Raw genomic sequence first — 12,150 nt, forward strand, 5'->3', positions numbered from 1 at the left:
GTCCCGAGTACACCGGGGACGCCGTGGTCCGCCTGGCCGACCAGGCCGAGCAGGGGCGGATCGGGGCCCGGGGCGACCGCCGCCGGCTGCGCGGCCTGGACGTGTGAGGGCCCAGGGCGCGGGCCCTGGGGGCATGCGCGGGCGCGGCGCGGAGTCCGTGCGGGCCGGGCACGGTCCCGGCAGGGTCGTGACAGAACTCGATTCACTCTTTAGTGTTCCTGAATATGGATATGCAGAACCGCGTGGTGATCGGCCCCTCCGGCACCACCGCCGAGGACGTCGTAGCCGTCGCCCGTGGCCTGGCCCGCGTCGAACTGTCCGACGAGGCGCTGGCCGCCCTCGCCGCCGCCCGCCGGGTCGTCGACGACCTGGCCGCGTCCCCCGACCCCGTCTACGGCGTCTCCACCGGCTTCGGCGCCCTGGCCGTCCGCCACATCCCCGCCGGGCTGCGCGTACGGCTCCAGCGCAACATCGTCCGCTCGCACGCCGCCGGCATGGGCCCGCGTGTGGAGCGCGAGGTGGTGCGGGCGCTGATGTTCCTGCGGCTGAAGACCCTGGCCTCGGGCCGCACCGGGGTGCGGCCCGAGGTGGCCCGCGCCATGGCGGACCTGCTCAACGCGCGCATCACCCCCGTCGTCCACGAGTACGGCTCGCTCGGCTGCTCCGGCGACCTGGCGCCCCTGTCGCACTGCGCGCTGGCCCTGATGGGGGAGGGGGACGCCGAGGGCCCCGACGGGCGGGTGCGGCCGGTGGCCGAGCTGCTGGCCGAGCACGGACTGGCCCCCGTCGAGCTGCGGGAGAAGGAGGGGCTGGCCCTCCTCAACGGCACCGACGGCATGCTCGGCATGCTGGTGATGGCCTGCGACGACCTCGCCCGGCTGCTGACCTGCGCCGACATCACCGCCGCCCTCACCCTGGAGGCGCTGCTGGGCACCGAGCGGGTACTCGCGCCCGAGCTGCACGCCGTCCGCCCGCACCCCGGCCAGGCCGCCTCCGCCGCCAACATGCTCAAGGTCCTGGCCGGCTCGGAGCTCACCGGCCACCACCAGGACGACGCCCCGCGCGTCCAGGACGCCTACTCGGTGCGCTGCGCCCCCCAGGTCGCGGGCGCCGGGCGCGACACCCTGGCGCACGCCCGCACCGTCGCCGAGCGGGAGCTGGCCGCGGCCGTGGACAACCCGGTGGTGCTCCCGGAGACGGGGCGGGTGGAGTCCAACGGCAACTTCCACGGCGCTCCGGTCGCCTACGTACTGGACTTCCTCGCCATCGCCGCGGCCGATCTGGCCTCCATCGCCGAGCGCCGCACCGACCGGCTGCTGGACCGCAACCGCAGCCACGGGCTGCCGCCCTTCCTGGCGGGCGACGCGGGCGTGGACTCGGGGCTGATGATCGCCCAGTACACCCAGGCCGCCCTGGTGAGCGAGATGAAGCGGCTGGCGGTCCCGGCCTCGGTGGACTCGATCCCGTCCTCGGCGATGCAGGAGGACCACGTATCGATGGGCTGGTCGGCCGCCCGCAAGCTGCGCACCGCCGTCGACGGGCTGACCCGGGTGGTGGCCGTGGAGCTGTGCGCGGCGGCCCGCGCGGTCGAGCTGCGCGCGGCGGACGGGCTGACCCCCTCGCCCGCCGCCTCGGCGGTGGTGGCCGCGGCGCGCGAGGCCGGGGTGCGGGGCCCGGGAGAGGACCGTTACCTGGCGCCGGAGTTGGCGGCGGCGGAGGCGTTCGTCCGCACGGGAGGGCTGGTGGCGGCGGCCGAGGCCGTCACCGGACCGCTGGCGTGAACCCCTCGCGGCCGGCCCGGACGCGGGCGTTGACCAGCAGGGCGGCGCCCGCGCCGAGGAAGCCGAGGCCGCCGACGAGGTAGGGCGTGCTGTCGAAGGTGCCGGTGTCGGCCAGCACCACCTCGCCCCCGGAGCCGGTCCGGTCCTGGGACTGGGTCTGGGACTGGGTCTGGACCTGTGTCCGCGGGGCGGTGGTCCCGGCCGGCTCGCCGTCGCCGGTGGCGTTCGCGGACGGTACGAACCACAGACCGCACAGGAGGCCGCCCGCGACGGCGGCGGTCACCAGCGGTCGACGGTGTGCTCGCACGGAAGAGCCCCCTCGGTGCAGCGGATCGGCGATGCTGCGACCGATGCTAACGACGACAGGGGTGCGGCGTGAAGGGCGGCCGGTGCCCGCGCCCTCCACCGCCCGGCCGCCTCATGCGAAATCGGTCACACTGCCACATAAGCGCCGTGACAGGAGGAAAGCGCTGTGATGTGATCGGCTGTCACAGGCGGACGGATCCGCCGGTAACGATCCGGAACCGCGGGGGAATTCCCGCCCGCCAGTGCAACCCCTGGTGACCGGAGGGTGTCTTACCCCACAGTCTTACCCTGGGTGGAACGGGTCACAGTTCCCTCGCGTTCTCGTATGTGCGGCCGTGGGGTGGACGTCCCGCTTCGCCCGTACCGGACGGCGTGGGACGCGGAACGGGGAGCCAGAGGTTCGTAAGCGGATGGAGAAGCGTGTGATGAGGGACGGCAAGCGCCGCAGGAGCGTCGTGGCTGCGGCCGCGCTGCTCAGTGGAGTGCTCACACTGTCGGCGTGCGGGGGTGAGAGCGGCAGCACCGGCGGCGGGTCCGACGCCGGCTCCGCGAAGAAGCCGGAGAAGGAGCAGGCCCAGGTGGACAAGGCGGCGGCGGAGAAGGCCTCCGACGCCCGAATAGTCATCACACCCAAGGACGGCGCGGACAACGCCAGCATCCACGCGGCCAAGGTCGCGGTGAAGGACGGCAAGCTCACCTCGGTGACCATGAAGGCCGCCGCGACGGGCCAGGAGGTCGAGGGCACCCTCGCGGCCGACGGCAGCGGCTGGAAGCCCAACGGCCAGCTGGAGCGCGCCACCCGGTACACGATCTCCGCCGAGGCCGAGGACTCCGAGGGCCGCAAGGCGCTGGAGAACGTCACCTTCACCACGGTCTCGCCCGACAACAGCTTCATCGGCTACTTCACGCCCGAGGACGGCTCGACCGTCGGCGTCGGCATGCCCGTCTCCCTCAACTTCGACAAGGGCATCACCGACAAGAAGGCCGTCCAGGCCGCGATCGAGGTCAACACCACCAGCGGCCAGGAGGTCGTGGGCCACTGGTTCAGCGACACCCGCCTGGACTTCCGGCCCAAGGACTACTGGAAGGCCGGCTCCAAGGTCACCGTCGACCTCAACCTCGACGGAGTCGAGGGCGCCGAGGGCGTCACCGGCATCCAGGACAAGAGCTTCAGCTTCACCGTCGGACGCTCCCAGGTCAGCACGGTCGACGTGAAGACCAAGACCATGAAGGTCGTCCGGGACGGCAAGACCGTCAAGACTTTCAAGATCTCCGCCGGCGCGCCCGAGACCCCGACCTACAACGGCCAGATGGTGATCTCCGAGAAGTACAAGGAGACCCGGATGAACGGCGCGACCGTCGGCTTCACCGACGACGACGGCAAGGGCGAGTACGACATCCCCGACGTGCCGCACGCCATGCGCCTGTCGACCTCCGGCACCTTCATCCACGGCAACTACTGGGGCGCCGACTCGGTCTTCGGCAACGTCAACACCAGCCACGGCTGCGTCGGCCTGAACGACGTCCAGGGCGCGGACGACCCCAGCCAGGACGGCGCCTGGTTCTTCGACAACTCGCTCCTGGGCGACGTGGTGATAGTCAAGAACTCGCCCGACAAGCAGATCACCCCGGACAACGGCCTCAACGGCTGGAACATGTCCTGGGAGGACTGGAAGGCCGGATCCGCCCTCTGATCCTCCCGGCCTCCGGCAAGGGCCCCCCGACGGCCCGCTGACCGCACCCACCGCGTCTTCGGAGCACCTCCCGGAAGGCGGCGGGGAACGGCGCACCGCGCCGCTCCCCGCCGCCTTCCGCCGTTTCCGCCGCCTTCCGCCGTTTCCGCCGCCTTCCGCCGTTTCCGCCGTTCCCCGCCGGGCGGCCTCGCGGCCGGGCACCGCGGGAGCCGGAGGAACGCGGACGGGCCGGAGACGAACCGAACGGCCCCCGCGAGCGTCCTCACCAACGCGAGAGCCGGAAGCGACCCGATTCGGCCCCGGACCGAGGGGAACCGATGCGGCGTCACACCCAGAACACCTGTCCCATACGAGGCCGTATGGTGCGGGCGTCACGGCCTCCCGCAGACTGATCGCGCAGGGGGGCCGCAGGGGTTCCCCGCGCACGGTGATGACCTCACCAGGGGGAGAATTGACACAACGGAAGAGAGCGGGCGCCGCCGCGATAGCCACCGCCGTGGCCGTCGCACTGACGATGGGGCTGACCACCGCATCGTCCGCCGCCCCGAGGACCGGCCCGGACGCCGCGCCGCGGACCGCACCGAAGACGGGACCGGGAACGGCGGCGCTCCGGGCGGGCCCGCCGCAGGGAACCGACCGGACCGAGCGCGGCCGGCGCTCCGTCACCCTCGTCACCGGCGACCGGGTCGTGCTGGACCGGCACGGCAGGGTCACCTCGGTGATCCGGGCCGAAGGACGCGAGGACGTACCCGTCCGGATCGTCCGCACCGGGGACCACACCCATGTGATCCCGCAGGACGTCACCCGGCTCATCGCCGAACGCAGGCTCGACCGGCGGCTGTTCGACGTCACCGAGCTCAGCCGCGAACAGTACCGCGACAGGACCGGCACCGACGTACCGGTCATCGTCACCTACCGCGGCGCGAAGCCCGCGGCCAGGGCCGAACTCCACGCCGAGGCCGACCCGACCGTGCGCGCCGCCTTCCGTTCGGTCAACGGCGAGGCACTGGCCGTCGCCGGGGACCGCGCCGCGAAAGCCTGGAAGGCCCTGACCCGCCCGGCCGGGGCGGGGCAGCTCGCGGCGGCGCCCGGAGTCGCCACCGTCTCCCTCGACGGCGTCCGCAAGGCGGCGCTCGACACGAGCACCGCGCAGATCGGCGCACCGGCGGCCTGGAAGGCCGGCTACGACGGCAAGGGCGTCACCATCGCCGTCCTCGACACCGGCATCGACGCCGCCCACCCCGACTTCGCCGGGCGGATAGCCGCGGAGAAGAACTTCACCGCGTCCGACGACACCAGGGACCACTACGGACACGGCACCCACGTCGCCTCCATCGCGGCCGGCTCCGGAGCGAAGTCCGGTGGCCTGTACAAGGGCGTGGCCCCCGGGGCGAAACTGCTCAACGCCAAGGTCCTCGACGACGCCGGCTACGGCAGCGACTCCGAGATCATCGCCGGGATGGAGTGGGCCGTCGCCCAGGGCGCCGAGGTGGTCAACCTCAGCCTCGGCGGCTTCGACACCCCCGAGATCGACCCGATGGAGGACGCCGTCAACCGGCTGTCGCGGGACAGCGGCGCACTCTTCGTCATCGCCGCCGGCAACGACGGCCCCGGCGCCTCCACCATCTCCAGCCCCGGCAGCGCGGACGCCGCGCTGACGGTCGGCGCCGTGGACAAGCAGGACGCCCTCGCCGACTTCTCCTCCGTCGGCCCGCGCACCGGGGACGGCGCGGTCAAGCCCGACCTGACCGCCCCCGGTGTGGACATCGGCGCGGCGGCGGCCGAGGGCAGCCTCGTCGAGCAGGAGGGCGACCCGGTCGCCGACGGATACGTCTCCATCTCCGGCACCTCCATGGCCACCCCGCACGTCGCGGGCGCGGCCGCGCTGCTGGCCCAGCGGCACCCCGACTGGACCGGCGAGCGGATCAAGGGCGCGCTGACGGCCTCCACCAAGCCCGGCAAGGGCTACACCGCCTTCCAGCAGGGCTCCGGCCGGGCGGACGTGAACAAGGCGCTGAAGCAGACGATCGTCGCCGAGCCGGTGTCGATCGGCTTCGGCACCGCCCAGTGGCCGCACGGCGACGACGAGCCGGTCACCAAGGACATCACCTACCGCAACCTGGGCACCGAGGACGTCACCCTCTCCCTGACCGCCACCGGCACGGACCCCCGGGGCAAGGCCGCGCCCAAGGGCATGTTCACCCTGGCCGCCGACGAGGTCACCGTCCCCGCGGGAGGTACGGCGGCCGTCGGCGTCACCGCCGACACCCGGCTCGGCGGCAGCGTGAACGGCGGCTACAGCGTGGCGGTCACCGCGACCGGCGGCGGCCAGAGCGTCCGCACCGCGGGCGCCGTCGACCGCGAGGTGGAGTCCTACGACCTGACCGTGCGCGTCCTCGGCCGCGACGGCAGGCCGGCCCCCCTGTGGAGCAGCGCGCTCGTCGGCTACCAGGCCGATGTGTTCAGGGGCCTGACGGGCGAGGACGGCACCACCACCGTCCGCGTCCCCAAGGGCACCTACGTCCTGTCCACCGACATCGCCCTGCCCGGCAGCACCGAGGAGGAGTACAAGGGCAGCGACTGGCTCATGGCCCCGGCGGTCGAACTCGACCGCGACACCACCCTCACCTTCGACGCCCGCAAGGCCAAGGAGGTGAGGATGACGGTGCCCGACCGCAAGGCGGAGCAGATCGGCCTGTCCGTCGAGTTCACCGGCGCCCTCGGCGACGAAGGCTTCGTCAGCGTCTACGGCGGTACGGAGGGCAGCGGGCGGAGCCTGCGCACCGCACAGGTCGGCGGCACGGGAGACGTCGAGGCCACCTCGGCGGCCACCGCCGTGTGGACCAACGGCGGCACGGACTACAACACCTTCCACGCCCGCGAGGGCGGCTTCTACACCGGCCTGAAGACGCACACGAAGAAGTCGGAGATGGCCAGGCTGAACGTCCGGCAGGGCACCTCGGCCCCCGGCCGTACCGGCGTGCTGTCCACCGTGCCCTCCAGCGTGGGCTCCTTCTTCGGGGTCGGGCGCGGGCTCCCGCGCACCACCACGGTCTACGTCAAGGCCAAGGGCACCCGGTGGTCGCAGGACTTCACACAGTTCGATGCCAGTGGCGAGTTCGAGGCCGGCTACTACACCGACGAACGGAAGTTCACCGCGGGCAGAACCTACGAGCGCACCTTCAACAGCGCCGTCTTCGGACCCCACCTGGGCGAGTACGGCGGCATCTTCCGCAACGGCGACGACCTCTACGGCATGCTGAACCCGCTCGCGGACGGCGCCGGCAACCTCGGCGACAGCCTGTACGACTCGGCGCGGACGACCCTGTACCGCAACGGGAAGAAGTACGCCGAGGAGGAGGAGATCCTCGACTACACCGGCTTCACCCTCCCCAAGGGCAAGGCGGAGTACAAGCTGGTCACCACCCTCAGCCGCGGCAAGGTCTTCAAGCTGAGCACCAGGGTGAGCGCCTCCTACACCTTCACCTCGGCGCGCACCTCCCAGGAGACCGGCCTCCCGGCGACGGCGGTGCGCTTCACTCCGAAGCTGGCCCTGGACGGCACGGCCAAGGCGATGGCCACCATGCCGGTGCCGGTCACCGTCCAGGGGTCGGCCGCCGGCGGGAACCTGAAGTCGCTGACCGTCCACGTCTCCTTCGACGGCGGCAAGAGCTGGAAGAAGACCACCGTCAAGAAGGGGAAGATCACCTTCAAGAACCCCGGCAGGAAGGGCACGGTCTCCTTCAAGGCGAACGTGAAGGACACCAAGGGCAACACCCTGTCCCAGACGATCGTCAACGCCTACCGCACCAGGTGACACCCGCGGTCACACGGGCGACACCGTTCCCGTGAACCAACGATGGCCACTGGTGGCCCACCGGTGAAAGGACGGCCTGCCGGAGCAACCGCTCCGGCGGGCCGTCCCGCGTTGCCGCGGAGGCGGGCGGGGCGGACGGGACGGGAGATGCGGGCGGTACGGCGACGTGCGGCCGTTCCGCCCGGAAAGACACATAAAGTGGCATAGGACCGCTCCCGGCGGAAACCCGTATCCGAGTACGGGGGAGTACGCAGCATGTACCGAGGACCCGAGCTGCCGAAAGGACGTGGCAGAAGTGAAGGTCGCCTTTCTCGTCGCCCCCGAGGGTGTGGAGCAGGTAGAGCTGACCGAACCGTGGCAGGCCGTGATCGACGCCGGGGGCACCCCGAGCCTGCTGTCCACCACCGGCGGGCGGATCCAGGCGTTCAACCACCTCGACAAGGCCGACACCTTCGAGGTGGACAAGCAGGTCGGCCAGGCCGCGGTCGAGGACTACGACGGGCTGGTGCTGCCCGGCGGCGTCGCCAACCCCGACTTCCTGAGGACGGACGAGGGCGCCGTCTCCTTCGTCCGGGAGTTCTTCCAGACCGGCAAGCCGGTGGCGGTCATCTGCCACGGCCCGTGGACGCTGATCGAGGCGGACGTGGTGCGCGGCAGGAAGATCACATCCTGGCCGAGCCTGGAGACCGACCTGCGCAACGCCGGCGCCAACTGGGTCGACGAACAGGTCTCCGTCTGCACCGAAGGACCGAACACCCTGGTCAGCAGCCGCAAGCCGGACGACCTCAAGGCGTTCAACCAGGCGTTCCTGCGGGAGTTCCAGACCGTCTCGGCCTGACCCCGCCACGCCGCTTCCCGACCCCACCCGACCCGCTGTGGGCCGCCCGCCGCGCGCGGGCGGCCCACACACGCGTCCCGGCGCCGGGTGCCCGGCGGTCAGGCGCCGGTGGTGTAGGCGTCCCTGGCCAGCTCGCCCAGGTACTCGCCCAGCGGCTGGTGGGTCGGGGGGAAGTGCGGCCCGCTGCCGTCCTTGGGCACGACCACCACGCGGACGAAGGGCGCCAGCGCCATGTTCCCGGTGTCGATGTGCTCCTGCGAGTCGAACCGCACCGCCCACGCCACCGGATGCTCCTGCGTCAGTCCGTCCTGCACGACGATCGTGAACTCCCCTTCGGGGAAAGCCTCGTCGAGGAACCGGCGGGCGGAGTCGATGGCCTCATCCCGTGAGAGCACTGGAAGTCTCCTTGGTGTCGCTCAGAACCTTCGGGGAACCGGCGGACCCCGGCGCTCGGACGGCGTGAACCCGCTTCCGGACGACCGCACCGCCATGACTGGGCGCAGCATAGGACGATACGACCGGCCCGCGCCCCCCGGCCCGGCCCGTAGCACGTCGGGCACTTCCCGCAGGGCGCGGGCGAAGACCGTTCGCGGGCGGGGCTGCGGCGGACCGCGATCCCTTCCTGGACTTCAGGCGGTGCGAGACGAACGGCAACCCGGGGAACCCGTATGGCGATTGAAAGGGTGTCGATCATCGGCGCGGCACAGCCAGGCCAGACACTCCGCTTCCGCGCCTTTCCGGAGTCCATGGCACGGGACAGCAACGAGATCGAGAGGTGGGTCGCCAGGATCCCAGGCGCGGCCGTGCCACCTGGGCCGGCAACCGCGGCCGCCCTCTGCGGTGGGAGTACGACGGGCAGTGCTACGCACCGACATCGCTGGTGAAGGAGATGGTCGAGCAGCTGACGGGGAACCGGCCCGGCTACGCCTCCGGCCCCAGATACTGGCTGGACTCCGACGGACGGGACCTGGCCGAACTGGCCGGCTTCCCCGGCGACACCGCCCCCGACACCCATGAGCACCGATACCCCCGAGCACAGGAACGCCACGTCCGTGGAAACGGACTACACGGCCGCGTCAAGATGTCCACCTCCGGTCTGCCCGGAGTGCGGCCGGCCCATGAGGTCCGGCGGCTCCGTGCTCTCCGGGCGGCAGGACGACGGCCTGCGAGCCTGCCGCTCGCTGTGGAGCTGTGCCGGTCGGCACCTGTGATGGAAATGGGCCGACCGGCCGGAGGAGCCGCTGGAGGCGTGCCCGTTGCCGGAACTGTTCCGCTGACACCAGCGGTCGCGGGCAGTCGGGGAGCGCTGGGGAGGCGAGGCCCGGTCTCATGACGCTTGACCTGGCCGCCCAGGTGCCGACAGGAGATCAGCATGGCGCACACATATGGACAGACCGGTGCGCTGCACAGCCGTCGAGTCCGCACGCACACCGCCGTTCACAGCTGGTCGAAGGGCGGGACGATCCTCACGACGATGATCAGATGGTCCCTGGGAGAGGCCAGGAAGTAGAACCAGCCGCCGGCGGCGTCCATGCGGCGCAGCCCACCGGGGCGCGGTCCATTGCCCAGGTCGCCGATGTCGACGTCCATGTCGGCCAGTTCGGTGAGCTGTGCGGCCAGGCGTTCCACCTCGGAGGTGATCTCGTCCGGCACGCCACCGGTGACATGGGCGCCGTCCGGGTCGTACTCCCAGCGCCAGGTGCCGCTCACCGCTGGGACGGGGCGGCCAGCGAGGCGTGCGCGTCGTCCAGGAGGCGGCCGATCTCGGAGGCGGCCTCACGAGCCTGGTCGGCGTCGCCGGTGGCGGCCTGGTCCTCCAGACGCCGAAGCCGCTCCGAGAGGTGGGGCTGCCGCTGGATGTGGACGTAGACCGCCCACTGGGCGACGAAGCGCCGCAGCGGTGCGAGGTCGGAACCCTGCCGTGCCTGGTCGGCGGCATGGTCCAGCTCACGGGTGAAGGCGGGGAGAGCAGCCGGCGCGATTTGGGCTACGGCCTGCCGCAGTGCCGTCACGGTGGCAGGCGGTTGGGGGATGAGGGGCTGCTCCGCAGCGGAGGTGGTCATGGCTTCTCCCATGGGCGGGATTCTGCTCGCTGCGGGCAGCGTATCCGCCACACACTGCCCGCAGTCGTCCGAACGAGTGATGGAGAGCCGGATGGGGCTCAGCCCTCGGCCCGGGCCACGCCGACCGGGCAGCTCACGCCCGTGCCGCCGATGCCGCAGTAGCCACCGGGGTTCTTGTCGAGGTACTGCTGGTGGTATGCCTCTGCCGGGTAGAAGGGACCGGCGGGGAGGATCTCCGTGGTGATCTCGCCGTAGCCCGAGGAGGCCAGGACGGCCTGGTAGGAGTCGCGGGACGCCTTCGCCGCGGCCTCCTGCCCGGCGGAGTGGGTGTAGATCGCCGAGCGGTACTGGGTGCCCACGTCGTTGCCCTGGCGGAAGCCCTGGGTGGGGTCGTGGGACTCCCAGAAGACCCGCAGCAGCTCCTCGTAGGTGACCTTGGACGGGTCGAAGACGACGCGGACGGCCTCGGTGTGCCCGGTCAGGCCCGAGCAGACCTCCTCGTACGTCGGGTTCTCGGTGTGGCCCCCCTGGTAGCCCGCGAGGGTGGTCCACACCCCGTCGGTCTGCCAGAACTTCCGCTCCGCGCCCCAGAAGCAGCCCAGGCCGAAGTCGGCGGTCTCCAGCCCCTCGGGGTAGGGGCCCAGCAGGGGGTTGCCCAGGACGGTGTGGGTCTCGGGGACGGTGTAGGGACGCTCCGGGCGGCCCTTGAGGGCTTCCTCCGCCGTGGGGAGGGACTTCTTGAAGTGGCCGAACAGCATGCTCAACTCTCCTCGTGGCCTCGGTGGGCCTGGTGGGCCCGGTGCCGCCTGGGGCGGCGTACGCCGTGTGCCGTACGCCGCCCCCACGTCTCAGTGCGCCGGCGGGGTGTGCGCCGCGTCGCCGCCCAGGCTCTCGTAGCCGGCGACCGCCAGGGCGCGGTACGCCGAGTACTCCGCCACCGGGTCGCCGCCGTCGACCCAGGGCAGCGCACCGACATAACCATCCACGGCCCGCACCTGTTCCAGGGCCTGCGCGTACCGCTCGGCGCGTACCAGGAAGCACAGCAGCAGATGGCGCACGTGCGGGGCGACGGGGTGGTCGGCGGGCGCGTGGTGCAGGGCGTAGCGCGCGCCCTCGATGGCCTGTTCCACCACCGCGCTGCGGTAGAGGCCGCTGACCATGTTGGCCTCCGGCAGGTGGTCGTAGACCGCGAAGAGCGGCAGGGCCGGCAGCAGGCTGCCCTCGGGGGCCTCGCCCGCGGCGCGCTGCGCGAAGGCGTAGGCGTCCTCCTTGGAACCGTGGCCCTTGGCGGACCAGTACGGCAGCGCCACCAGGTGCGCGCCCATGTGGTGCGGCGCGCGCCTGCGCACCTCCTCCCAGCGCTCCTCGAACTCGGGGCGGCGCACGCCCAGGGCGCGGGCGGCGAACAGGTCGGTGATGTACCCGGTGGGGTCGGCCGGGGCGAGCCGGATCGCCTCGCGGGCGATCTCGCGGGCCTCCTCCAGGATGATCCGCCGGTCGGCCGAGCCGGTGTCGCCCAGCGCCTGCCAGACCAGGAACTGCGCGTACACCTGCGCGCAGGCCGCGTCGCGCGGGGAGGCGGTGCGCCAGTTCCGCAGCCAGCGCGCGTCCGGGGCGGGCGCGGGGGCCGGCGGCCGCTCCTTGCTGAGGG

At 72.1% G+C, this 12,150-nt stretch carries 10 protein-coding genes; 4 read left to right on the forward strand and 6 right to left on the reverse strand.

Going from position 1 to position 12,150, the window contains the following annotated elements; all coding sequences use genetic code 11:
- Positions 1-224: 224 nt before the first annotated feature.
- Entirely contained in the window at positions 225-1,781 is a 1,557-nt protein-coding gene (gene hutH / locus L7D48_RS18460) for a histidine ammonia-lyase (protein ID WP_237880565.1), read from the forward strand.
- Here the strand turns inward: hutH and L7D48_RS18465 are convergent.
- The gene (locus L7D48_RS18465) at positions 1,762-2,088 is read right to left on the reverse strand and encodes a hypothetical protein (RefSeq protein ID WP_237880566.1); all 327 of its coding nucleotides are present in this window, start codon (positions 2,086-2,088) and stop codon (positions 1,762-1,764) included. The two genes, hutH and L7D48_RS18465, sit on opposite strands and share 20 nt — an antisense overlap.
- A gap of 409 nt (positions 2,089-2,497) precedes the next feature.
- On the opposite strand from L7D48_RS18465, the gene L7D48_RS18470 reads away from it, so the two are divergent.
- From L7D48_RS18470 to L7D48_RS18480, 3 genes are all read left to right on the forward strand, one after another.
- On the forward strand, positions 2,498-3,781 hold the full coding sequence (locus L7D48_RS18470; protein ID WP_237880567.1) for an Ig-like domain-containing protein: 1,284 nt from the start codon (positions 2,498-2,500) through the stop codon (positions 3,779-3,781).
- A 496-nt stretch (positions 3,782-4,277) separates the two neighbouring features.
- On the forward strand, positions 4,278-7,598 hold the full coding sequence (locus L7D48_RS18475) for a S8 family serine peptidase (RefSeq protein ID WP_308312316.1): 3,321 nt from the start codon (positions 4,278-4,280) through the stop codon (positions 7,596-7,598).
- Between the two features lie 295 nt (positions 7,599-7,893).
- Positions 7,894-8,436 carry a type 1 glutamine amidotransferase domain-containing protein gene (locus tag L7D48_RS18480; protein ID WP_237880573.1) on the forward strand — a complete coding sequence of 181 codons (543 nt, stop codon included), beginning with the start codon at positions 7,894-7,896 and terminating at the stop codon, positions 8,434-8,436.
- A gap of 98 nt (positions 8,437-8,534) precedes the next feature.
- Here L7D48_RS18480 and L7D48_RS18485 read toward each other — a convergent pair whose 3' ends face one another.
- The 5 genes from L7D48_RS18485 to L7D48_RS18505 form a co-directional block, all read right to left on the reverse strand.
- On the reverse strand, positions 8,535-8,831 hold the full coding sequence (locus tag L7D48_RS18485) for a YrhB domain-containing protein (RefSeq protein WP_093852339.1): 297 nt from the start codon (positions 8,829-8,831) through the stop codon (positions 8,535-8,537).
- 1,042 nt (positions 8,832-9,873) lie between these two features.
- A complete protein-coding gene (locus L7D48_RS18490; protein ID WP_237880569.1) occupies positions 9,874-10,146 on the reverse strand; it encodes a hypothetical protein in 273 nt (90 codons plus the stop codon).
- Positions 10,143-10,499, reverse strand: coding sequence for a DUF6247 family protein (locus tag L7D48_RS18495; protein WP_237880570.1), 357 nt, complete (start codon positions 10,497-10,499; stop codon positions 10,143-10,145). Before L7D48_RS18495 ends, L7D48_RS18490 begins: the two co-directional genes overlap by 4 nt.
- A gap of 98 nt (positions 10,500-10,597) precedes the next feature.
- Complete coding sequence (gene msrA, locus L7D48_RS18500; RefSeq protein ID WP_237880571.1) at positions 10,598-11,257, reverse strand: peptide-methionine (S)-S-oxide reductase MsrA; 660 nt, start codon at positions 11,255-11,257, stop codon at positions 10,598-10,600.
- A 90-nt stretch (positions 11,258-11,347) separates the two neighbouring features.
- A partial coding sequence (locus L7D48_RS18505; RefSeq protein ID WP_237880572.1) for a hypothetical protein occupies positions 11,348-12,150 on the reverse strand: 803 nt, incomplete at its 5' end.

The organism is Streptomyces sp. ICN903 (assembly GCF_022015835.1).
Classification (GTDB): domain Bacteria; phylum Actinomycetota; class Actinomycetes; order Streptomycetales; family Streptomycetaceae; genus Streptomyces; species Streptomyces fenghuangensis.